The organism is Mycoplasma collis ATCC 35278 (assembly GCF_000701825.1).
GTDB classification, from domain to species: domain Bacteria; phylum Bacillota_I; class Bacilli_A; order Mycoplasmatales; family Metamycoplasmataceae; genus Mesomycoplasma_A; species Mesomycoplasma_A collis.
On sequence record NZ_JNJY01000013.1, the window covers coordinates 1 to 25384 of the forward strand.

At 22.4% G+C, this 25384-nt stretch carries 20 protein-coding genes, 3 tRNA genes and 1 pseudogene; 13 read left to right on the forward strand and 11 right to left on the reverse strand.

What is annotated here, in order from left to right:
• Positions 1-356: 356 nt before the first annotated feature.
• Genes T403_RS0102910 through T403_RS0102925 form a run of 4 tightly spaced genes read right to left on the reverse strand, consistent with a single transcriptional unit; the run spans position 357 to position 5870 of the window.
• Positions 357-3524, reverse strand: coding sequence for an AAA domain-containing protein (locus tag T403_RS0102910; RefSeq protein ID WP_051619123.1), 3168 nt, complete (start codon positions 3522-3524; stop codon positions 357-359).
• A gap of 22 nt (positions 3525-3546) precedes the next feature.
• Positions 3547-3906 carry a PTS sugar transporter subunit IIB gene (locus T403_RS0102915; protein ID WP_033161327.1) on the reverse strand — a complete coding sequence of 120 codons (360 nt, stop codon included), beginning with the start codon at positions 3904-3906 and terminating at the stop codon, positions 3547-3549.
• A 16-nt stretch (positions 3907-3922) separates the two neighbouring features.
• On the reverse strand, positions 3923-4828 hold the full coding sequence (locus T403_RS0102920; RefSeq protein ID WP_033161328.1) for a nucleotidyltransferase: 906 nt from the start codon (positions 4826-4828) through the stop codon (positions 3923-3925).
• A 1-nt stretch (position 4829) separates the two neighbouring features.
• On the reverse strand, positions 4830-5870 hold the full coding sequence (locus tag T403_RS0102925) for a YitT family protein (protein ID WP_033161329.1): 1041 nt from the start codon (positions 5868-5870) through the stop codon (positions 4830-4832).
• A 265-nt stretch (positions 5871-6135) separates the two neighbouring features.
• Here T403_RS0102925 and asnS point away from each other — a divergent pair, with 265 nt between their 5' ends.
• Genes asnS through T403_RS0102955 form a run of 6 tightly spaced genes read left to right on the forward strand, consistent with a single transcriptional unit; the run spans position 6136 to position 13767 of the window.
• The gene (gene asnS / locus T403_RS0102930; RefSeq protein ID WP_156933555.1) at positions 6136-7482 is read left to right on the forward strand and encodes an asparagine--tRNA ligase; all 1347 of its coding nucleotides are present in this window, start codon (positions 6136-6138) and stop codon (positions 7480-7482) included.
• Positions 7483-7497: 15 nt separating this feature from the next.
• Positions 7498-8490, forward strand: coding sequence for a glycosyltransferase family 2 protein (locus T403_RS0102935; protein ID WP_033161331.1), 993 nt, complete (start codon positions 7498-7500; stop codon positions 8488-8490).
• A gap of 4 nt (positions 8491-8494) precedes the next feature.
• Entirely contained in the window at positions 8495-9181 is a 687-nt protein-coding gene (locus tag T403_RS0102940; RefSeq protein ID WP_033161332.1) for an RDD family protein, read from the forward strand.
• Between the two features lie 12 nt (positions 9182-9193).
• Complete coding sequence (locus tag T403_RS0102945; RefSeq protein ID WP_033161333.1) at positions 9194-11374, forward strand: ATP-dependent helicase; 2181 nt, start codon at positions 9194-9196, stop codon at positions 11372-11374.
• Between the two features lies 1 nt (position 11375).
• Positions 11376-12884: an MHO_4530 family protein gene (locus T403_RS0102950; RefSeq protein WP_156933556.1), complete on the forward strand. Its 1509-nt coding sequence runs from the start codon at positions 11376-11378 to the stop codon at positions 12882-12884.
• Between the two features lie 16 nt (positions 12885-12900).
• Positions 12901-13767 carry a DegV family protein gene (locus tag T403_RS0102955; protein ID WP_033161335.1) on the forward strand — a complete coding sequence of 289 codons (867 nt, stop codon included), beginning with the start codon at positions 12901-12903 and terminating at the stop codon, positions 13765-13767.
• 50 nt (positions 13768-13817) lie between these two features.
• Here T403_RS0102955 and T403_RS0102960 read toward each other — a convergent pair whose 3' ends face one another.
• The 4 genes from T403_RS0102960 to efp are packed head-to-tail and all read right to left on the reverse strand — an operon-like array spanning position 13818 to position 18032.
• Entirely contained in the window at positions 13818-14726 is a 909-nt protein-coding gene (locus T403_RS0102960; RefSeq protein ID WP_033161336.1) for an ECF transporter S component, read from the reverse strand.
• Positions 14698-17136, reverse strand: coding sequence for a transketolase (locus T403_RS0102965; protein ID WP_211246933.1), 2439 nt, complete (start codon positions 17134-17136; stop codon positions 14698-14700). The genes T403_RS0102960 and T403_RS0102965 overlap by 29 nt, the downstream gene beginning before the upstream one ends.
• A gap of 17 nt (positions 17137-17153) precedes the next feature.
• Positions 17154-17468 carry an MMB_0454 family protein gene (locus T403_RS0102970; RefSeq protein WP_033161337.1) on the reverse strand — a complete coding sequence of 105 codons (315 nt, stop codon included), beginning with the start codon at positions 17466-17468 and terminating at the stop codon, positions 17154-17156.
• A complete protein-coding gene (efp, locus tag T403_RS0102975; RefSeq protein ID WP_033161338.1) occupies positions 17469-18032 on the reverse strand; it encodes an elongation factor P in 564 nt (187 codons plus the stop codon).
• Positions 18033-18102: 70 nt separating this feature from the next.
• On the opposite strand from efp, the gene T403_RS04265 reads away from it, so the two are divergent.
• The 5 genes from T403_RS04265 (at position 18103) to T403_RS0103000 (ending at position 23889) form a co-directional block, all read left to right on the forward strand.
• Complete coding sequence (locus tag T403_RS04265; protein WP_156933557.1) at positions 18103-18468, forward strand: hypothetical protein; 366 nt, start codon at positions 18103-18105, stop codon at positions 18466-18468.
• Positions 18469-18584: 116 nt separating this feature from the next.
• Positions 18585-18851: a 30S ribosomal protein S15 gene (rpsO, locus tag T403_RS0102985; protein WP_033161339.1), complete on the forward strand. Its 267-nt coding sequence runs from the start codon at positions 18585-18587 to the stop codon at positions 18849-18851.
• A 134-nt stretch (positions 18852-18985) separates the two neighbouring features.
• Positions 18986-20896, forward strand: coding sequence for a hypothetical protein (locus T403_RS0102990; RefSeq protein ID WP_051619127.1), 1911 nt, complete (start codon positions 18986-18988; stop codon positions 20894-20896).
• Positions 20897-21273: 377 nt separating this feature from the next.
• Positions 21274-22965 carry a PTS transporter subunit EIIC gene (locus tag T403_RS0102995; RefSeq protein ID WP_051619129.1) on the forward strand — a complete coding sequence of 564 codons (1692 nt, stop codon included), beginning with the start codon at positions 21274-21276 and terminating at the stop codon, positions 22963-22965.
• A 159-nt stretch (positions 22966-23124) separates the two neighbouring features.
• Complete coding sequence (locus tag T403_RS0103000; protein ID WP_033161341.1) at positions 23125-23889, forward strand: hypothetical protein; 765 nt, start codon at positions 23125-23127, stop codon at positions 23887-23889.
• A gap of 118 nt (positions 23890-24007) precedes the next feature.
• On the opposite strand, the gene T403_RS0103005 is transcribed toward T403_RS0103000, so the two are convergent.
• Both T403_RS0103005 and T403_RS0103010 read right to left on the reverse strand, forming a co-directional pair.
• Positions 24008-24084 (reverse strand) — tRNA-Arg (locus T403_RS0103005).
• A gap of 28 nt (positions 24085-24112) precedes the next feature.
• A complete protein-coding gene (locus T403_RS0103010; protein ID WP_033161342.1) occupies positions 24113-24601 on the reverse strand; it encodes a dUTP diphosphatase in 489 nt (162 codons plus the stop codon).
• Positions 24602-24690: 89 nt separating this feature from the next.
• Here T403_RS0103010 and T403_RS0103015 point away from each other — a divergent pair.
• Positions 24691-24777: transfer RNA gene (locus T403_RS0103015), tRNA-Leu, on the forward strand.
• 7 nt (positions 24778-24784) lie between these two features.
• A tRNA-Lys gene (locus T403_RS0103020) sits at positions 24785-24860 on the forward strand.
• Between the two features lie 320 nt (positions 24861-25180).
• Here T403_RS0103020 and T403_RS04495 read toward each other — a convergent pair.
• Positions 25181-25384: pseudogene (locus T403_RS04495) on the reverse strand (IS30 family transposase); the annotation flags it as partial.

Genomic DNA, 25384 nt, shown 5'->3' on the forward strand with positions numbered 1-25384 from the left:
ACTTTATAAAAAAGGATTTGATTTCTCTTCTTTAAATGATAAAGAAATTCAAAAATTAGAAGACAATATTAATAATATGCCTAGAGAAATATTTAACTGAGAAAGTGCAAAAAATCAATTAATAAAAGAAGAAAATAATTTATTTATTTAATAAAAATATGTTTTTTATTAAAAAAGCCGTAAAAGGGTGTGTTTTTTTTATTGCTTTTTTTATAAATATTTTGTTTATTTAATAAAAAATTGTAAAATAAAAGCACAAACACAAAAGTGTTGCGCTTGAATGTTTATTTTAGGATCTAAATTTTAAATATAATTTTAAAATTTAGATTTCTTATATTATTATTTTTTTGTTTTAATTAGTTAATTAAGTCATTTAATTTTTTATGAATTTTTGCTTCTATTTTACTAATATTTTTTTCTTCATTTAAAATTCAATTTATTTCACTTAATTCATGAATAGAATATTTTTTAGATTTTAAAAATTTAATATTATCGTTAAAAATAATATATTCTTCATAGTTATTATAACTATAAAAATGATTTAATACAATTCCCATTATAAATAAATTATTGGAATTCAAAATAGCTAAATCAATTTTTTTACTTCCAATAATATAGTTTTTTTCAATTTTTAAATTATTTATATTAAAAATTTCAAGAGATTCAATTTTTTCAATTACGTTTAATCTAAATTCATTTTCAATATCAGTGTAAGAATTTAATGTATTATTTTTTTCACTTTCTAAAGATAAATAATTTAATTTTTCGCTATTAGTTAATTCTAAAAATGAAAGTCAATTTTTAAATGTTCTAAAATCATTGCTCTCATTAATTGTATTAACCGAATCAGCTTCAATAGATTTAATTACTATTATTTTACTTTTAGCTCTTGAAATTGCAACATTTAGTGCATTTTCCCCACCACGACGGCAAACATATGTAGAAGATAAAATAGTTGTATTATCATAAACAACACTAATTAAAAGTAAATCAGCTTCATCACCCTGAATATTTTCAATATTTTTTAACAATATTTGCTCATTATTTATAGCTTTTTCTAAATCTGGATATTTATTAAATATGATGTTTTCAATTAAATCTATTTGCGCTCTATTAAAAGCGAGTAATATAATTTTCGGATATTTATTTAAGTTTTTTTGAGCTAATTCAACAATAAGTTCTGCTTCTTTTAAATTAATTGATTTTTCCCATTTTCCATCAATATTATAAACTTCGATAGGATTTTCTTTATTTTTTTTATAAGTGTCAATTACATCTAATTTTGATTTATAAAAATGCTTAGAAGAAAAAGTCATTAATGAAGCATAATTTGAACGATAATTTTTATCTAGTAAAATCGAATAAACACCTTTATTTACTGCAAAATCTAAAATCGAATCAGTATCTCCTAATTCAATATCTTCTTCATTACTACGAGTTGAAAATCAACTTGATGGTTGCATTTGTTTATCATCACCTGCAAAAACTTTTATTTTTCCAAGATATAACATTGGAATAGCTTTTTCAATAAAAATTTGTGATGCTTCATCTAAAATAACATAGTCAAATTCATTTTTATTTCATTTTGTTAATTCTGTTTCAACTGAAGTTATGATAATTGGGAATAATAATTTAATAATAGTGTAGTGATCTGAAATGAAATTATATGGATTTCTTCATCCATTTTTGGCTGCATATCTAAAACGATCATATAATTTTTTATTTTCTTTATTTTGAATAAAATCTTGAATTTTCTTAAATAAATTGTAAATAGTATAATTAACAATTGTTTTCTCATCAGTTATATCTATTTTATTTTTTGTAAAAATGTGATTATAAAAATCATTAATATTTAATAATTTTTCTTTTTCAATGTCAACGATTTTATCTGTTAATTCACTTATTAATCCATTATAGTTTGAAAAATCTTCAAAAATAATATTAGCATCTCTATTAATATCTTTACTAAATTTATAAAATAATTTTTTAAATTTAGATAATTTTTTATTTTTTAAACATTCTAACAATTCAAATTTAAATTCTTTTATTTTTTTTGATGATTTAGTCGGATTAAGATGAATATTTTTACTTAATTCATAAAGAAGTTCAATTGTTCTTTGTGATAAATCACTTTTTTTATTTTTTAAAAATGAAAATGTTTTTAAATCTTTTTCAAAATTAATATTAGTTTTTATTTTACTTAATAAATCAACATGTTTTTTTTCATCGTCATAAATTATTTTTAATAATTCTGGCTTTTTAGTTTGAGAAAAATTTTCTAATTTGTCAATTAGTTTCATTATTGATTCATAAAATTTTGTTTTTTTCATTGTTTTATCATTTAAAACAAACAAACAAAAAATAGATAATTCACCCATTCTAGATCTTAAAATATCTAAAGCTGCCTTTTTTTGTGAAGTAATAAGTGCTTTTTTATTATAAAAAATAATATTAGCCATTATATTAGAAATTGTTTGACTTTTTCCAGTTCCTGGAGGACCTCAAATTATTGTATTTTGATTTAATGCAGAAATAGTTGCTTTGTCTTGTGAAAAATTAGTTTTATTAATTTTTACTAAATTTAAATTATCATCTACTAAAAAATTATTTACACGATTTTTATAAATTCTTTTATCAAGTTCAACTTCTAAAAGTTCATCAAATTCATCATTTTCAATAATTTGTTCCATAATTTTTCTTTGATGATTATTAAATGAATTGAAATTACCTAAAACCATACCAGAATAAAAATTTAAATTTGAATCATATAATATTTCGGAATTTGCATCAATTAGTGCGCCTTTAAATGTTTTAATGTTGTAATTTGATCAAATTGTTTTTAAGTTTTCTTCTAATTTTTTTAAACTAAGCTGAGAAATATCAAAATCTAAATCAAAAAGATAATCTTTTTTTTCTAAAAATCAACGTAATTTTTCGTTAATTTTTAAATCACCATTTGAAAATAATTCAGCTTGCCCGTTATTAATTTCAATATTAACTTCTTTAAAAAAAAGTGGCGCAAAAATTTCTTTGTTATCAACTAAGCATGAAACGAATAAAACCCCTATTTGCATAGGTCAAATATTTCTTTCTGCGTTTAATGATTTAGCTTGAGCATGAAATTTCTTTCATTTATTATTATTTTTATTTATTTTATCTTCAATATATGAACAAAGATTTCTTACTGTATCACTAAAATTTACTACAAGTTGCTCTTGAATTTTTTCATTTAAAGCTTCGTTTCTTTTTCTAAAAACATAAACAACTTCATCAAAATTTTTAGTAATTTTTAAATCTTTTAAAAGATTATCTAATTCTTTATTATTTAAAGATACTTTAAAATTTTCTCTTGCATAAATTGACTCTATACTTTTTTCATCTAAAATTTTAGATAAATCAAAAAAACTAGTGTTGTTAATTTTTGTTTTTAGTGAAGTATCTAATTTATCGAATTTATGAAGATTATCAAGAATTTTTTTATATTTTTTCTTTTTTTCTTTTTTAATTTGAAAATTATCTTGCATTTTACCACCTATTCAAAAGATATTATATTAATTTTTCAATTTCATTTTTTAAGTAACTAGCATTATTGCCGGTTATTAATGTAATAGAATTATTTGATAAAACTAAGCCTGAAATTTCTTTGATTTTACTAATTTTATTTTTATCCACAAGTGAAATGTCATTTAAAAATATTTTAACTTTTTTATGTGTGTTTTCTACTTTTAAAATATTTGACTTTCCACCGATAGAATCAAATAATTCACTTAGTTTTATTGATGATTTATTTTCGCTAGAAAGCTCATTATTTGGTGTTTTATTTTTTAATTTGCTTCAGTATATTCAAATTAACCCTAAAGTTATAATTGTTAAAAAAACAATTAAAAATTTATCTTTTAATAACATTTGTTTTCTCCTTATTTTAATTTTTTGGATAACCTTTATTTAATAATAAATATAAAATAACTCTTTTAATTCTTGAAGAAGTATATCTTTTAGAAGTGCATTTATCAACAAATTCTTCATATGTTTTAGAATCTATGTTTTTAATAAAAAGATTTTCCATTCCTTCAGAAATCATTTTATTAGAAGCTAGTTTTTCTTTTGATGTATTTCTAATTATTGTTTGAAAATCTTTGTAATAACTTTCTATTTTATTTGAAATAGTTGTAAAATCCATTGGACCAAACTTAGAAACATCTTGATTATTTCAAACCATTTTTCTAATATTAGAAGCTGAAGTATAAATACCATTTATTTCATCACTGTTATATTCTATAGTTCTTTTGTGACTGTAAACTTTAATTGGATAATTATTTTCAACTATTTGTTTTACATATTCTAAAGCTAAAATATCATTAGGTAGTATTATTTCTTTATTTGTTAATTCTTTTAATGCTTCATAATTAGATTTAGGGAATGAAAATCCTTGTTTTAAATAAAATTTTAATTTTTTTTTATATTCTTGATTTTGATGTTTTATTATATTAGCTATTTCAAATAAAGAATCTACATCATTACTTTCACTTCCAAAAATAAGTTTATCAATTTTATTTTGATAAATAATTTTAATTGCTCCTTGAGCAAAAATATGAGCAGCTTGAGTTGCATATTCAAAAGGTAATTCAATTACTTTATTTGCTCCAAATTTTAGTGCTATATTTTTTCTTTCTTCAAAACTTTTAATCGCAATTTCTCCCCTTTGAACATAATTACCAGATAAAATAACAATTATTTCATCATTAGGAAAGTGTTTTTTTACATAATCTAGTTGATATTTATGCCCAAAATGAAAAGGGTTGTATTCCGCAATAATCGCAATAGCCATTTTAGTCCACTCTTGAAGTGTTAAAGTTACCTTTTATTTTTTGAATATTTTTAAAAGATACTCAAATTTTTGAATCTATTTTATAAATTTCAGAAAGAAGTCAATTAGATTCTAAATACAAACAAATAGTTTTAATTTTATAGATTTTTTTTCCTGTATATCCTGAAAACCCAGTTCATAAATTATATGAATGTCAATAGTTGATTTTTTTGAAATAATCAATTATTTTTACAGGTTCTGTTGTGTAAATATCTATTTCAACTTTTTTATATTTAGGATAAATAATGTTTAAAAAATAACTATTTACAAAAATATATGTTATTGTAGAAAAGGCTTGAATCCCAAAAAATTTATAAATTTTTGTATCACCTAAGTCAATTTTAGTAAAAATTATTAATAATATAAATGAAAAAACAAATATTAATAAACTTATTAACATTATTACTTTATTCACTGATTTTTGTTTTTTTCTTGAATAATAATAACTTATAAAATCGGTTCCACCGCTTGTAGCACCTTGTTTTCAAGCTATACCTAATGAAAGGCCGACTATTGTAGAACCTATAAATGTATAGTAAATAATTGGTCAAATATTTTTATTTTGCCTAAGCGCTTCATCTACCCCCATTTCATCAAATTCTTTTGAAACTGAAAAATGATCATTTAATCAGTTTGTTAACTCAGGAATTAGTGTAAAAATTAAATTAAAAATGTTTTGAAAAAAAATTCATAAAATTGAAAGGTAAATTATTTTCTTTTTTATTTTATTTCAAAAAATTATTATTAAAGGGATGTTGAAACCGAAAAACATAAGACCAAAATATGGTTTTGTTTCTGGGACGATATAAACAATAATTGTTGGGAGTGAAGTTAAACCTGTTGGGATTGTTTTTGATTTAGCTAAAATAATATTAATAGCAAACGCAAATAAAAAAGCACTAATAAAAATCATTAAAATTTTAATTGGACGCTTTTTTAAAGTTACTAAAAAATTATCGTTGTAATCACTAAATTCATAATTAAAATTTTTTTTAAATTTCATATTTGTTTTATTCCTAATTTCTTAAATTTATTTTTAATTTTTTTATTATTTTAAAAAACAAAATTATATTTTAATATTATATTTATTTTTGGTAAAAAAATAATTAAATAATTATATATATTATTAATAATTTTTAATAAAAATAAATATTTATATTAAATCAATTTTTTTAAAATTAAAAAATATAAATGTTTATTTTTAGAATATTAAAAAGCTAAAAATATAGTAAAATTTAAAATAAATAATAATAGAAGGATAGGTGAATATGTTTTCGATAAAAAAAATAATTTCAGAAGCACATTTATTTGAAGGAAAAAACATTCAAATTAAAGGTTGAGTGACAAATTTAAGAGGTAATTTAAAAATAAAATTTTTAGATTTAAATGATGGATCAACAGTTGAAAATTTACAAATAGTTTTAAAAAATGGCGATATTGATTTAGAAATTGTCGATAAAACTAGATTAGGTGCAGCTGTTATGATTGAAGGTATTTTAACAAAATCAAAAAATTTAAATCAAAATCTTGAGCTTGAAGCTAAAAATTTTAATATTTTAAAAAATACTGATGAAGATTTTCCTATTCAAAAAAAAGAAATATCAATGGAGTTTTTAAGAGATATCCCACATCTAAGACATAGAACAAAAATTATTAAAACAATAATGTTAATTCGTTCAACTCTTACATTACAAATTCATAATTTTTTCAATAGTAAAGGATTTATAAATTTAGCTGCTCCAATAATCACTTCAAATGATGGTGAAGGTTCTGGTGAAATGTTTGTGATTGATGATGAAAGTGAAAAAAAATTTTTTGGGAAAACTGCAAAATTAGGAGTAACAGGACAACTACACGCTGAAGCATATGCAACTGGAATGAAAAAAGTTTATACTTTTGCACCAATTTTTAGAGCTGAAAACTCACACACCAAAAAACATGCAGCAGAATTTTGAATGGTTGAACCAGAAGTTGCTTTTTATGATCTTAAACAAGTAATTGAGTTAGCTGATGAAATGTTAAAAAAAGTTATAAAAAATACTTTAGAAATTAATAAATTTGAATTTATTTTTTTAGATAGCACAACAAGCCCTGGAATAATTCAAAAACTTAATAATTTTGTAGATTCAAAGGTAAATATAATCGAATATAGAGATGCTATCAAAATTTTAAATGAAGTAAAAGAACAATTTGAAGAAAAAGATATTAAATTTGGAACTGATTTAGCTACCGAACATGAAAGATATTTAGCCGAAGTTGTTTTTAAAACACCGGTTTTTGTTGTTAATTATCCTAAAAATATAAAAGCATTTTATATGTTTGAAAATGAAGATAAAGAAACTGTAGCATCTTTTGATATGCTAGTACCAGGTATTGGTGAATTAATTGGTGGTTCTCAAAGAGAAAATGACTATAAAAAATTAGAAAAAAGAATTAATGAATTAAATATTTCTCAAGAAGAAATGCAATGATATCTCGATCTTAGAAGATTTGGAAATGCTGGCAGTTCAGGTTTTGGTTTAGGTTTTGAAAGATTAATTATGTTTATAACAGGAATTGATAACATCAGAGATACAATACCATTTCCTAGAACACCAAATAATTTAAAAACTTAAATTTTTAAGGGGAAAATGAAATTATCTATTTTACTTTCTGTATATAAACAAAAAAATGAAATTCATAATTTGTTAGATTCTCTTTCTAAACAAACATCAAAAAATTTTGAAATTATATTAGTTATTAACTCACCTAGCGCTGAAGAATTAGAGATTTTACACTTTTACAAAACTTCAATGATGAAAAAATTAAAAATTATTATCAACGATAAAAGACAAATATTTTTTAATGATTTTTATAAAATGCTTTCAATGGCTAAAGGCGAATATTTTGTTTTTGTTTCTGCTGGGGCGAAAATTGAAACTAACTTTGTTGAGATGTTTATTAAATATTCAACACAATTTTCTGTTGATTTATTAGAATTTCGTCTTTCATATAAAGGTTACTTAGATTTTGATCTAAGACAAAGAATTGAAGAGAAAAAAATTTTAAAAATTAGTGAAAACAAAAATGTTTTAGCTTATATTTTGCCAGTATTTTTTAATAAATTTTTTAACAGAACTAAATTTATAGAAATTAAAAATAAAATCCAAATCACTAACCCATCTAACCAAAAAATTTGAATCGATTTAATTTATAAAATAATTTTAAATTTAAAAAATTTTGTTTATATTCATCATGTTTTAATTAGTGAATGAAATAATAAAAGCATAATTACAAATCCAAATGCTTTAATCAAAGATTGAAATAATATTGAAAATTACGTTAAAAATAATAATCCTGAATTCATATATGAAATTCAATTTAATAAAATTTACACACTAGCTCTTTTTGTTCCTTTGTTACTTAGTTCGCAATCACATAACAAAATAAAAAGATTAATTTTTAAAACACCAATCCCTATTTCAACCATGAAATATTATGAAAATCTTAAAACTATTAGAATTAACGAATTTTCAATAAATATTTCAATAAATAAATATTTTTTGGAAAATGAATGAGAAACAAACATCATATCTAAAGATTTAGCGCCAAATAAATGACAAACATTAACTAGAAAGTTGTAAAAAATTGAAAAAGTATTTAAAAGCTAGTTATAAAATAAGATTTTTATCAGGCGTTATTGATATTTTTATTTTTATTTTTATAACTTTTTTAATAACTTTTTTAGTTTTTTTTAAATTTGATTTTCAAAATGATAAAGTAGATCCTATTTTTAATATTTTTTATTATTTATGATTTTTATTTGAAATATCAATTATTTTATTTTTACACTTGATTATTCCTTTATTTTTTTCAAAAGGAAAAACTATTGGAAAAATAATTACAAAATTACAAGTTGTAAATTTAAACGGAAATACTAAAAAAATTAATTTAAAAAATATTATAAAAAAAGAAATTTTTTATTCATTAAATTGAATATTCATAATTTTGCTATTTCTTATTTTTATAAATCCAGAAGAATTTAAAAGTTTTTCAAAAAACAAAGAATTATTAACAAAAAAAATTGAAAACATTGAGAATTTGTCGCTAAAAATTAAAGTAGTTTTAAGGTTAATTTTTATTATTAGTAACTTTTTTGTTTTTAGTAATTATGTTATTACATTAACTATTTTTAAAAAAAATCGATTAAGTATAATTGATATTTTTTCCCAAACTCAAACTGTTTATAAAAATAAATTTGAATTTAAAAATGAAATTTCAGAAAGTTTAAAACCTAAAGAATTAAATTGAGAATCTATTGAAATAATGAATTAAAAAGGAGAAAAAATGGACGAAAAATTAAACCCTTTAATAAAAGATTTGAATGAAAATCAAAAAAAAGCTGTTGTTTATAATAAAGGACACTTAAGAATTATAGCTGGTGCAGGAAGTGGAAAAACAAGTGTTTTAACAAGAAAAATTGCTTATTTAATAGAAAGCAAAATTACTAGCCCGCAAAAAATATTAGCTGTAACATTTACTAATAAAGCGGCTAATGAAATGAGCGAAAGAGTTGAAGGACTTGTTAATTTATTTGAAAAAAATACAAGACCATTAATTGCTACTTTTCATTCATTTTGTAATTTAGTTTTAAGAAGAGAAATTAAAATTCTTGAAGATTTTAATTCAAATTTCGACATTTTAGATACAACTGATCAAAAAATTATTCTAGAATCTATTTACCAAAAATTGAATTACAACTTTAAAGATATAAGTTATTCAAGTGCACTAGAAACAATCTCTAAATGAAAAAATTTACAAAAATTTCCTGAAAATATAAATAGTGAAAATTTAACCGAAAAAGAATTAATGATTTATGAAATATATAAACATTATGAACTAGAGTTAAAAAAAATTAAAGTTTTAGATTTTGATGATTTAATGTTATATACGCTTAAAATATTTGAAAACTTTCCCAATATTGCTAATAAATGAAAAAATAGATATAGTCATATTTTAATTGATGAATTTCAAGATACTTCAATTATTCAATTACAAATTATTGAACATTTAATTTCTGATAATAATAAAGTAACAGTTGTGGGCGATCCTAATCAAACAATATATTCCTGACGTGGTGCTGATGCTAAATTAATTAATGATTTTCATAAAAAAATAAAAAATGTTCATACTATTAAACTTGCTCAAAATTATCGTTCTACTAAAAACATTTTAAATTCAGCTAATAAATTAATTAAAAACAACAAAATAAAAGTAGATAATGATTTATTTACTGATAAAGAACATTCTGAAGATATTGAATTTTATCAAGGACTTAATATCGAAAGCGAAGTAAGGTGAGTTGTTGGTAAAATAAATGAACTTAAAAAGAAAAAATCACAATTAAAAAATATAGCTGTTTTATATCGTTCTAATTTTTATTCTCGTTATTTTGAAGAACAATTTATTAAAGAAAATATCCCTTTTAAAATTTTAGGTCAACAAAAATTTTATGAAAAAAAAATTGTTAAAGATGTAATTGCATATTTAAAAGTGATAGATAATGGCTCAACTATAGCTTTAACAAGAATTATAAATGTCCCATCAAGAAAAATTGGTTTAAGATCAATCCAAAAAATGAATAATTATGCTAAAAAAAGAAATTTAAGTCTTTTTGATACCTTAATTGAATATTTTAGAGTTTTTAATGCTGAAAATAAAGATCTTGAATTACAAAAAAGTGTTAAATTAGAGCTTCATTCTTTTTTAGATAAAGTAAATAGAGCTAAAATGCTAATTAAACAAAATCAAAAAATTTCAGTTGTTATTGATAAATTTTTAAAAGCCATAAATTATTTTTCAACTTTTAATAATCCTTCACAAAATCTTTTTGAAATAAAAGAATCTAAAGAAACATACGAAATGCTTTTACAATCTATTAGAAATTGAGAAAAACAAAATCCAACAAAAAATTTATCAGATTATTTATCAGATATTTCAATGCTTACAGATTTAAATTCAAGTGATGTTTCAACATCTATTAATTTAATGACCATTCATAACTCAAAAGGTTTAGAATTTGATAATGTGTTTTTAGTAGGAATGTCAGAAGGAATTTTACCTAATAGAAAAGCATTAGATAATCCTGATGCAATCGAAGAAGAAAGAAGATTGGCATATGTTGGTATTACAAGGGCTAAAGAAAGATTATTTATTTCTAATTCAAGTAGAAACTTTTTAGATGATAAAAAAAATAGCATTTACAAAACATCTAGATTTGTTAAAGAATTAGATATAAAATCTTTCAAATTACAAACATTTACTCAGTTTGATAAAAATGGAAAATTATCATATTCGACTATTGAAAATACAAATAATTTATCCGCTGGAGATTTAGTTAATCATCTTACTTTCGGTTGTGGAACTGTTTTAGCTATTGAAAGTGATATTGCTGTAATATCTTTTAAAGATATAAATGATATTAAAAAAATTAAAAAAGATCATAAATCATTAGAAAAGATTGTTTAATATGGATAAAATTTTTATAATAATATTTTTCATTTTATTTTTATTAGTTATAAGTTCAATTATTTTTGTTATTTTTAAAATTTACATTTTTCAAAAGAAAAATTCACAAAGTAATTCTGTCATTATTCCCCTTGTTTTGGATTTATCAAACAAAAGATTGAGGATTTTCGATTCTAATTTTTACCATATAGCTAATAAAGTTTTTAATTCTATTCCAAAACTAAGTAATGGTGAATGAATTACTTTTAATGATTTTAGCGATTTATTAATAAAAAAAGATAAACAAATTTTTTTAAAAAATTTAGAAGACTTTAATATTAAAAAAATAAAATTATCATTTAAAAACTTTCCAAATAATAAATATGTTTTTTTATTTAGTTCTAAAAATGATGAATTTTTGATTATATACAGAAATAAAAACGTTTTAATTAAGAACAAAAAAATTAATTGAATTAAAAACGATAATAAAATTTATGATTTTAAAAGTATAAATTTTATTAAAAAAAATAATTTATTTTTAATTTTTAAACCAAAAAATAAATTATTTAACAAAAAAGATGTAGAAAAAATAATTGAAGATATTTCAGAAAAAGAAATATTTTTTAGATTATCAAAATTTAAAATTATTTATGAAAATAATTTATTAATTTTTATTTTTTCATCAAATATAGAAAAAAAATTACAATTTTTAAAAACATATTTAATTAAAAAAATGAAAAAATATAAAAATTATTATTTTTTCGAAAACTTTGCTTTTATTTTCGAAAAAAGCAATACAAATTTACAAGATTTAGAAATTAAAGTAGAATTTTCTATTAATAAATCTATTGAAAATAACAAATTTTTCGTTTTAGATGACGAGTTTTTAAGAAAAAATATTAATCAAATAGATATTTATAAAAATAACATATATAATTATGCTCAATTATTAAAGGAAAATGAAAATAAAGAATTAAATTTTGCTTATATTTTTTCAGAAAATAAACAAACCACATCGAAAATTTTAATAAATTCATTTGATCGATTAGAGAATAAATCTTATTTAATAAACAAATTAAAAAAAGAATATCAATTTTCTTTAATTAATAAAAAAAACGAAATAAATGGAAATGATTTTTTAATTATAGATGATGATATTTTTTTAAAAAAATATAATAATTTAAATAATGATGGTCCAAATATAGCAATTAAAATTGAAAATTTTGAAAATTTTTCATTTCAATATACGGAATTAAAAAAAACAAAAAATTTTAATAAATGAGGAATATATTTAGAAAAATTTGGAAATTTAATTTATAACTATATAGCTGAAATAAATCCTTCATTTTTAATCATTTCTGAAGAGTTAACTAAAAATTTAAACTCTAATACAGAATTAATCATTTTTCTTGAAACACTAAATAATATTTGTGTTGAAAATAATATTTTTATTATTTTTGAAATTGATTTTTTCAAAACTTTGCCTTCAATTTTAAAAAAAATAAAATGTGTATATAATTATAAAAAATAGTTTATAATAACTAATTATGAAAAAATTAGGTATTATAGTTGATTCGTTTTGTGGCTTATCACAAGCTGAAGTAGAAAAGCATAATTTTGGTTTTTTACCTCTTCAATTTTCAATTAATGATAAACAATATTTAGATAATGGACATCAAGTTTCTAAAAAAGAACTTGTTGATTTAATCGCCAATAACAAAGATATTCATACTTCTTTACCATCTATCGAAAATATCGAAAATCTTTTAGAAGAAATGGCGAATAAGTATGAAAATGTTTTAGTATTTTTAACATCATCTTCATTATCTTCAACTTTTCAAACTGTATCAATTATAGCTAAAAAATATAATGATAAATTTATAATGATTGATAATCATTTTTTTGCTGATCAAGTTATTGAATTAGGAAATTTTTTAATAAAAAAGAGAGATCAAGGACATACATTAGAAAAAATTATTGAAATAGCAAAATATGTTTCTGATAATTCAATTAATTATTTAGTAATAAAAGATTTAACGAATTTAATTAGAGGCGGAAGAATAAAAGGACTTAAAAAATATATTTTAAGCACTTTTGGACTGATTGTTATTTTAAAAGTTAATCAAAATGGCATTAGTTTTAGTGGGGTTAAAAAAACAATTAAAGGTTCATTTAAAAAAGTAAGTGAAAAATTAATTAATTTTATCAAAGGTCAAGAAAATATTGAAAATTATAATTTTAAATTTATGAATTCAAATAATAAAGAAATGGCCTTAGTCGCTAAAAATATTGTTGCACAATATAATAAAACAATTGATGAAAATTGTCAAGCTTCAGCTACTATTATGATACATACTGGAATTGAATGTTCTTCCTTAGGGATTTGACCTGACTTAGAAAAGTTAAAAATTTAAAATAAAAAAAATCTGCCGCAATTAATTGGCTGATTTTTTTTATTTGTTTTTTAATATCAAGTAGTTGATTTTATTTTTTGATAATTATTATTGTATCTTAAAATTATTGGTAATACTGATATTAAAAACAGATTATAAATAGGGATTGAAATAATACCCTTTAAAACTATTGGAGCGAAATAAAAATAATATCTATCTTCTATTGAAAATATTGTTTTATTTTTAGTGTTTTGAGCTATGAATAAATTATAGTATTTAATAAATGCTATTGGCCCTCAAATTCAACGCGCTAAAACAACAATAATAAATAATAAAGAAGTAGAAAAAATTAATAAATAATAAATATTCTTTTTAGTTAAAAATCATAAAATAGTATTAATTGTTATAAATATAAAAAAAATAACTAAAAAACTAGAAAGGAAAATAGTAACATTAAATTTATTGAAAAAATATCTAATTGTTTTATCAAATTGATTGTTTTGAATAAATGAATTACTTTTAGGTTTGTTTATTTCAAAAAGGAAAATAATAAGTAAAAAAGCACTTGCAGCAATTATTGTAACTAATAAAATCGATAAACTTAATTTACTTTTTTCATGATAAAAAAACATAAATAATCAGCTAATTATTACAATAATTGGCGGAATAATTGCATATTCTCACATTCAGAAAAAAATTATTCCTTTAATTATAAGATTTAAAGTATCTGCTGCTATTGCTAGTATACTTCCTTTAATTGGACCTAAAATAATTCCAAATATAATATAAAAAATATAATCAAATTGTAAGTTAAGTTTAGATTGAAAGATTGTAAGTTTTAATAAAAAAATTAGCCCCAAATAAATTGCTAAAAATATAGAGCTAATTGTTATATCATAAATTGAGAATTTATAATATTTTTCAAAATTTTTAAGTGAAAATTTTGAAATTTTATTTTTCTTTATTTCTTGATTTCTCATTGCTTGCAGCTACATCTACACAGGCATCATTAAAACATACATAATTTGCATTAGATTGTTTTTCTTCTTTCATTAAATGATGGTGGTGCTCAACTTGTTTTAATTGGCAATCAGAATTTTTACCGCAAATTGCACTCTCTTGTTTAGGAGTAATAATAACTTCTTCTACAATCGGTTCTTCTATCGCTACTTCTTCTACCATTGGAAATTCTTCTACAACCGGTTCTTCCATTGTAGGTTCTAAAGTTACTTCTTCAACTATTTCTTCTTCCATTGTTTCAGGCACAAAAAATTCTTCTGTTGGTTGTTCAATCATTTCTTCTATTGTTTCAGAAATAATTGTATCATTAAGTATTTCATTTTCATTGTAGCTTTCTTCTACTTCATTACTTGAATCATCTATATAACTTAAATCTTCAACTTCAATAGTTTCAAGCATTGGTTCTTGAATTTCATTTTCTTGCACTTCTAAATCAGATAATAATTCTTCTTCCTCTATTTCAATAGTTTCAAAACTATCATCTTCAATTAATTCAAGATCTTCTTCAAGATTTTCATCAACTAAATGAAATTTATTTAAAACAAATTCTTTCATTGATAAATAATCAAGTTTAAAGTGTTTATATACACTTTCACCTGGTGCTGATAATCCAAAAGTATTAATTCCTACGTTGCAACGAGCTAATTTTTCTCACCCAAATGTAGTTCCAGCTTCAAATGAAATACTGTAATTTGGATTTCATAACATTTTCTCATCTCAGTTAGATGCGGAAATAACATTTAAGTTTAATCTTTTACCAACTCTTAAAGCAGAAGCTAATTCACTTCCTGTCGCAATTAAAGCATAAGGAGAATCGGTTTTATTAACAAAGTAACTTCCTAATCTAAATTCTTTTTTACATGTTTCATCTAATGATTTTATGTTTTGTCTAGTTGTAACAATAACATGTGGTTTTCTTTTTGAATTAATAGCTAATTCAAAAGCGGCTTTAGTTTCAGTTTCATCAGCTGGCCTTAAAACTTTAATACCAGGGATTGAACGAAGCATTGCTAATTGTTCAATTGGTTGATGAGTAGGTCCATCTTCTCCCACAAAAACAGAATCATGACTAAAGACATATGTAACAGGTAATCCCATTAGCGCTGAAAGTCTAATAGCTGGTTTTAAATAATCAGAAAAAACAAAGAATGTAGAAACAAAAGGTTTTAAAGTTGAGTGTAAAGCTATACCATTAGCAATTCCTGCCATTGCAAATTCTCTAACACCAAAAAGAATATTTCTCCCTGTTCTATTTGTAGGGCAAAAATCACCATCTGCCCCTTTAACTTTTGTTGAAACTGATAAATCAGCTGAACCACCAATTCAATGAGGTGCTTTTTGTCCTAAATATTCAACAATTTTTCCAGAATAATTTCTTGTTGAATCGTTTTTATTTAAATCTAAATCAATTTCAATAGCATTAAATGAATTTCTTAAAAATTCTTTTAAATTTTCGCTTACTAAAAATTTATTTTCAGCTTCCGCTACTCTTTCTTCTAAAGCTTGATGATAATAATCACTTACTTCTACTGGTACATGGAAGTTATCGAATGATCAATTTAATTTTTCTTTTAATAATTCTAATTCTTCACCTAAAGGTACACCATGAATATCAGTTGTATTAGCTTTTGAAGTTCCTTCACCAATAATAGTTTTAACTTCAATAAAAGATGGACGTTTAGATTTTTTAGCTTTTGCAATTGCTTTAGAAATTTTTGAAACTTTATTTGGAACAATTTGATAATCAAATCCTAATGCTTCCATTTTCAATCTTAAATCTTCATCAAAAACATCACTTACTTGTGAATCTAATTGAATTTTATTTGAATCATGTAAAACAATTAATTTATTTAATTGTTGTCTTCCTGCAAAAGATAATGCTTCATTAGCAACTCCTTCTTGTAAATCACCATCACCAACTAAAACATAAGTATAATGATTAATTTCAGGGAATTTTGAATTTAAATGACTTTCAGCTAAAGCTAATCCTACAGCATTAGCAACCCCTTGTCCTAAAGGTCCTGTAGTAGCTTCCACACCTAAAGTGTGTCCAAATTCTGGATGACCTGGTGTTTTAGAACCTAATTGTCTAAAATTTTCTAAATCTTCTTGCGAAATAAGATTTAAAATTCTTAGTTGTGAATATAATAGAGCTGATCCATGTCCAGCTGATAAAATAAAACGATCACGGTTGATTCATCTTGGTGATTTTGGATTAAAAACTAAGTGTCTAGAAAAAAGTGTATGCATAATTGTCGCAGCACTTAAAACAATTCCAGAATGTCCAGAATTAGCATTATTTATAGCGGATAAACCATTAATTTTTAAAGTGTTTATTGCTAATAAATCTAAATATTTATCAAATTTCATTTTTACCTCTTTTTTTTTTATTTATTTTTTTTAACACCATTGTATTGGAGACATATATTATCAGGTTCAACACCTATTAAAAATTTTATCACTTCTTTAATTGAATTTAGCAAAATATCAGTTATTTCACTAAATTTCTGTTTTGAATTTAAAATCGAATAGGCAGCTTCAATCATAATGTTTGAATTTTCATTGTTAAATGTAATATTTATTTCACTATCTAATGAAACATCTTTATTTTTTTCAAAAACTAACTTAACTGATTGTAAAAAAGCTTGCTTATGAACTAAATATGATTCATTTAGACCATAATTTACAATAATATAATTCATCTATTTGTTTGCTCTACTTACATATTTACCAGTTTCGGTTGAAACAACAATAACTTCATTTTCTTTTATAAACATAGGAGCATCAATTTCAAATCCTGTTTCTAATTTAATTCTTTTGTGAGGATTTGTAGCTGTATTTCCCCTTGTAGCTTCAGGAGCTTCTATAACTTTAAGCTCAATATTTATTGGAAGTTCAATATCTAAAATTTCATCTTGAAATTTTCTTACCATTACTTTTTGACCATCTTTAAGAAAATTCATTTCTCATTCAACTTTTTTATTTGGAATAGTTATTTGTTCATATGTATTTTCATCCATTAAAACTATTCCATCGCCATCGTTATAAAGAAAATTCATTCCAACTTTTTCAATATGGGCTTTTGCTACTCTAGTTCCTCCTGTGAAAGATTTATTTGTAACTGCTCCAGTTCTTAAGTTTTTAACTTTAGCTTTAACTGTTGCTTGCCCTCTTCCCTGTTTAGAATGTTGAGATTCTAAAACAGTGAAAATATCACCATTTTCTTGGAAAGTTATACCTGGTTTAAATTCGTTAACATTAATCATTTTTACCTCTTTTTAATATGTGTTTTTTTATGATATTTTAAATTATAAACTTTTTGTTATAATTTCATATATGTTTTTTTTAAAAAATTTTAGTGATAGACAAATTTCACAGGTTGCTCCGATAGTTTCTAAAAAAATAAATTTCTTGCCACAATGAGCACTTATACTTATCGGCATATTGTTAATAATTTTAGGAATTAGCATTATTGCACTTCATCCAATAGCAGTAAGAAAAAGAAATTTATATAAACAAAATCAAATTGAACAATATAGATTAGATAATAGAATTCCAAAAACAAAAATTATAAAATATGAAGAAACAGGAATGTTTTTACCTTGATCACAAGTTGTTAAATATTCATTACCAATAATTTTAGGTTTAACTTTTTGTATTATTGGAACTGCTTGAATTTTCGGAACTACTATAATTTTATAATTATGCTGTTGTTTATAATTAAAATATGTTATAATAGAAAAAATTTTTACTTGGTTTAAACAGTGTTCGAGTTTATGCTAGGTTTTAATAATAAAAAGGAGATTTAAAAAATCAATATGATTTCAAAAGAACGTAAAAAAGAATTAACTATTGAATTCGGTGGAAATGAAAAAAACACTGGTAAAATCGAAGTTCAAATAGCAATTTTAACTGAAGATATTGAAAAATTAAAACCACATTTTGTAAATAATAAAAAAGATAAACACTCAAAACGTGGTTTTATAGCTAAAGTTAATAAACGTAAAAAACTTTTAAGTTATCTAAAAAATAAAAATTTTGATTCTTATAAAGCAACTATTGAAAAACTTGGAATTAGAAAATAATTATAAATTTTTCAATTTTAAAAATCCTAGATATGATTAAAAATAAAAATCATATTTGGGATTTTTTTTAAAAAATTTTTTTTTATAAAAAAATTTGTTAGAATATGTCTCCAAAAATAAAAAAAAGGAGAAAAATGAAAAAAAATATTTTAAAACAAATAACTGGAACTTTAAAAAGTTCTAAAAACAAAATTCCAACTTTAAGTTACCAAAATCCACCTAAATTTATATATAGAATCGATACAAGATCGCCAAATGTGGTTTTTAAAGAAGGATTTAAAAATCTTGGAAATGTGAGAAATTTCTTTGAACATATAGTTTCTACTAACTTTGAACAAAGTTATTTTGTATCTTTTTCAGATACACCAACAGCTGCTATAAGATTTTTTGGTAGTTGACTAAGAGCTTATGTTCCTCAACATCCTCGAGAAGCTTATTTATATGAAGTTAGAGCTGATGATCATTTCTATAATGCTAGAGGAACAGGTGAAAATTTAATTGATATCATTAGAACAGATCGTGTTACTTATGAATCTGGTGATTATGATATGGCTAGAATGGGGCTTAACGCTCTTAGAACATCTTTTTCATATCAAAGAGAATGATTCTCAGATGGACCAGTATTAGGAACTTCAATTAGATCTGCATGAAGAGTAGATGCTGTTCCTATCGATCCTACTCATGTTCACCACCCCACAGGAAGGGTAGTTGAAACAACAAGAATTCATGAGCCTGAAATATTAAATGAACATTATGTAGAACTACCTACTCATGCTAATCCAAATCCATGAACACCACAAGCTGTGGCACCATTTAGATTACCAGTTCCACAAATGGCAAATGTCGCCGATGTTAGTGAAGGAACTTCAGCTTCTTATGCATTTGCTTGTCTTGAATGAAAAAATCAAATAAATGAATTAAAAACTAATGAAATTAATATTGATTTACCATTTGATAAATGTATTTTTAAAGAAACTAATCAATATGATATAACTAAAATTCCTTTATTTAGTCCTAGTTATAATATGGGACATCAAAATTTTAAAATTCATTTAACCAATGAAATAGGAGAAGTATTTTATTTATATGGTTATAATAAACCTAATATTCCTATTTCATTTACTAATGCAGCTGAAAAAAATGAAATATTAAAAGAAAATAAAAATAATGAAAATGATAGACCGAATTTTATTTTTCATTACGATACCCAAGAAAGAATAGTTATGAATAAAACTAGTGATAATGATTTATCATATTCTTTAACTGCTATAAAAACTTCAGTTGCTGGTGTTTATAAATTAATGTCGCATGTTGCAACAAATAATAATTTAGAACAAAAATGATTTTTAGTGCTGATGGATAAAAATAATAATTTACAAAATAAAAAATCAACTAATTATAGATATAGAATATCTTCATTAATTTTCCCAAATAATAAAAGCGGAATTTATAAAAGAAAAAATTCCACAGATCAATCTCTATATTTAATTGCCGAAGGAGCATTAACTAGTGAATATGAAGAGTTATTTCTTGAAATTGCAAATAATAAAACAGATTTTTCATTTTTAACACCAAAAGCAGCTTTAACTCATTTTTCTGAAATTAAATTAGAGTGAGTTGATGATAATGGAGAAATTTATTCACCTTTATTAAGTGGTTGATCAAACCCTGGAAAATCTAAACCATATAAATTTTTCTATGATTTTAAGTCTGAGGCAATTTTTTCTGTAGAAGATAATGGAGAAGTTTATGTTCTTAAAAATAATAACACTAGTTCTATAACTGGCTGAAATTGAATTAGTTGAGTTAAAAAACCTTTAAGCAATGTTTGAATCGATACAGAAAAATGATTTTTTTCAGTAAGAGGCAGAAGACAAAGGAAATTTATAAATGAAAACTATAGAATCATTAGATCTCATTATAATAATGATTATTTAAAAGTTATTTATTCAGGGACAAATTGAGGCGGTTGATATACAACAGATATAGCTGATGAAACTAATTCTATTAATGAATTTAATTTAAGTTGATCTTTTGATAAATAAATCTATAAGTAAAAATAAATAATAAATTTTGTGCAAGTCATTTTTTTTGATTTGTACATTTTTTTTATAAGTTAAAAAAATAACTTAAAAGTGTAAAAAAATAAGTGATGAAAATACACTAATTTTTTCAATATATATATTTTTATGATCAAAAATAATGAAAAAAATTTTAATTTTTTACAAAAAAGAAAAGCATTTTTTTTAATTTTTTTTAAAAAATGTTTTTTTTTTTTTTTGTCCAAAAATTATTTTAGGTTATTTTGAAATAACCAAATATTTTATGTAAAAAGGAGGAATTAGATATTTTTAAAAAATTTAAAATTTTAGATTTTAAAAATAAATCACGTTCATTTTTAACAAAGTTATCACAAGCATTTATGCTTCCAATTGCAATTTTACCAATTGCAGGATTATTTTTAGGGATTGGTGGTGCTATAGGTGCAAATAGTTCGAGTAATTCAGCATTAGAATTTTCAAAATTTTTAAAAGGAATTTCTGAAGTTGTTTTTGCTAATTTACCTACTTTATTTGGGGCATCGGTTGTAATTTCTTTTACGCAAAAAAACCGAATTTATGCAACATTTATGTTTATAATAACTTATTTAGTCTTTTTATCAGTTCAATCTGTTTTTATTCATTATGAAAAAGTGGAAACAGGTAGAATTTTTGATGATGGCACAAAAGAAACAAAAGTAGAATTTAAAGATATTTTTTACATTTATAAAAATGCAACTGATAAATTCATTGTTGGTAAGCAATTAGGGATTGATTCATTACAAACATCTATTTTTGGTGGAATAATAATTGGTGCAATTGTTGTTTTTGTTATGAATAGATGAAGTAATATTCAATTACCTTATTACCTAGGTTTTTTTTCAGGTATTAAAATTGTTCCAATGATTTTAATACCTATAGCTGCTTTTAGTTCAATTATCTTTTTATTAGTTTGACCATTATTAGGTATTGTAATTGCCGAAATTGGTAAATTAGCTACTAAAAGTCCTGGTGGAATTGATGGATTAATTTATGGGATTTTAGGAAGAAGTTTAATGCCTTTAGGTCTTCATCACATTATTATTGCCATCGCATGACAAACTAAACTAGGTGGTAGTTTAGAAAAAAATGAAATTATTAAAGTTGTTAATGAATTAGGGGTAAATAATACTCAAGAAATTAAAGTATTATTAGATGCTTTTAAAGATAAACAAACTATTGAAGGAGATCATAATATTTGAAATTTCCTTAATTCATTATCCGTTAATAAATTGCCAACTAATAATACAGGTGCATCATTACCTGTATTTGAATGAATGGCTAAACATATGAATGTTCATAGCGGAAGGTTTATACAAGATTATCCTATTTATTTAGGCGCTGTTCAAGGTTTAGGACTAGCTATGATTTTAGCAGCTTATCCTAAAAATCGTAAAAAAGTTGCAGCAATAGTCGGATCATCAATGTTTGTAGCTTTCTTAACAGGGATAACTGAACCATTAGAATTTTCATTTTTATTTGTAGCACCAATGTTTTATTATTTATTTTATGTTCCATTAAGCGGATTTGCTTATATGTTTATGAAACTTACAAATTCTCATATAGGTGTAGGATTTGCTCGTGGTTTTATTGATTATATTATTTTTGGAATTGTTCCTTACCAAAAAGGAACTAATTTTTGATGAGCAATAATTTTTTCTCTTATTTTTGCTGTTATTTCATTTTTTGCTTTTTATTTTGTAATTAAAAAATTCAATTTAAAAACTCCTGGAAGAAGTGAAGAAGAAATTATTTTAATTAATAAAAATGAATATAAAAAACTTAAAGAAGAAAATTTATTTTTAAAAAAATTAATTGATGCATATGGTGGAATCGAAAATATTAAAAGTGTTTTAGCTTGTGCTACTAGATTAAGAATAGAAGTAGTGGATGAAAAAATAATTAATAAAGAAGTTTTTAAAGAATTAGGCGCTAGTGGCTTTATCCAAAAAGGAACTTCAACTCAAGCTATTTTCGGATCTAAAGCATCAATTTTAGCTTCAGAAATTAATGATTTATATTTTAAAAATGAATAAAAATAAAAATTTTAATTAAATTTGTAAAATAAAAAACCAGTTAACAGCTGGTTTTTTAAAAAAAGTTAAAAATTAAGTAAATTTTAGACGTTTTTTGACCAAAAATTATTTTTTTTATCAATTTTTACCAAAAAAAAAAAAAAAACATATAATGAAAAAATGAAAAAAAATATATTTTTGCTATCGCCAATTATTTTAGCTAGTCCCGCTTTAATAATAGCGTGCTCTAACAATGAAAATAATCAAACCCCGAATAAACCAATTAATGACAATGATGATAATAGCAAACAAAAAGATTTAACAAATAATGAAGATAACACTAATACTCCACCAAGCGATGATGATAATAATTTAACAAATAAAGACACAGTTGAAGAAATAAATGATGAAAATAATGATCTTGTTGATGATGAAGCGGATGATAATATTGAATTAAATGCTACCGAAGTAGAAAATCTTAATAGCCAAATTAATGAATTAGAAAATGCGGATGATAATAACAAAATTAAAAATATATTATCTAAAATTAAATATTTACCTGCATTCGCTAAAAATATTTATCAAAAATTTAAAGAAAAACAACAAGTTTTAACTAATGAAGTAAAGCAAAATAAAACAAAATTTGAAGAATTGAAAACAGTTAAAAAGATCAATGATAATTTCATTACTAAAATAAACATTTTAGATAATAACTCAAAATTACTTTTTTTAAAACTTGTTTTTCAAGTATCTAAATTAATTTATAAAAATATTGAAATAAAAAATCTTGAATCACAACAAAATTTTGTATTTAATAATCAAAAAGATTTTTATAATTTATATAAAATAACAACAAAGAAAAATGAAATTAAAACACTAAGCAAACAAATTGCATATACATTAATTAAAATTTCATTTTTAGTATTTAAATTAATTATTAAATAATTTTCTAATAATTAATTTAGAAAACTTTTAAATAAAAAAAATATAAGTGTAAAAAATTAAATAAAATGCACTTATATTTTTATTTTTCAATTATTATCAAAAAAAGTTATAAAAAAAATGGCGATCCCGAGAGGATTCGAACCTCTGACAACAAGCTTAGAAGGCTTGTGCTCTATCCTGCTGAGCTACGAGACCACAATTTCCTATATATTATACTATAAAATTAATATTTTGCTTCTATTCTTTTTAAATTTATTTCTGCTTTTTTAAAATAAGCAGAAATTAATTCATCTTCAGTTATATTTAATAAGTCTAAAAAACCTAAAACCTTTTCAAATGTTTTGAGCAAATTTTCTTTATTTACTTCATCTTTTAATTTAACGGCACTTGAAAATAATGAACTTAATTGAAAATTTAAATCATTGCTTACAACTTTTTTAAAAATTATTGGTTCTAATTTTTGATCAATTGCTAATGAACTTAAAAAATGAATAATATCAACCCATTCTTCTAATAATTTATCTTTTTTTATTTCTTTATTTTTTTTTCAATATTTAAATGATTGTATTTCATTAGCAAATTCTGCTATTTCAACTATAATTGCTAATGTTATTTTTAAATATCAATTTTCAAATTCAGAAGGTGAATTTATAGATTTTGTAAATTTTTTATCTAATTCTTTTTGAAAAGTAAATATTTGCTGAAAATTCATTTAAAAATTATAACACTTTTAAAAAACAAAAAAAAATAAAAAAAATATTTTAAAATTTATTTTTTTTGTTATAATAAATAAGCGCTATTGCTCGAATGGCGAAATTGGTAGACGCAAGGGACTTAAAATCCCTCGGTAGCAATACTGTGCTGGTTCAAGTCCAGTTTCGAGCACCATTATTTTGCGCCCTTAGCTCAGCAGGTAGAGCAAATGGCTTTTAACCATTGGGTCAGAGGTTCAAATCCTCTAGGGCGTACCATTCTATGCTCAGCATAGACCTCACAATATATTTTATCTTTCTTCGATATATTGTGTTAAAAAGTGTTTTTATTAAATTTTAATTTGATTATTCTTTTTTAATTTTTATCATCTATTTATTTTAATTAATTAATTTAATAAAACAAAAAAAATAACCGCTTTTATAGCGGTTATTTTTCCTAAAATAAACATTCAAGCGCAACACTTTTGTGTTTGTGCTTTTATTTTACAATTTTTTATTAAATAAACAAAATATTTATAAAAAAAGCAATAAAAAAAACACACCCTTTTACGGCTTTTTTAATAAAAAACATATTTTTATTAAATAAATAAATTATTTTCTTCTTTTATTAATTGATTTTTTGCACTTTCTCAGTTAAATATTTCTCTAGGCATATTATTAATATTGTCTTCTAATTTTTGAATTTCTTTATCATTTAAAGAAGAAAAATCAAATCCTTTTTTATAAAGTCGCCTAACTATTCCATTTACATGTTCATTAGAACCTCGTTGAAATGAAGCATA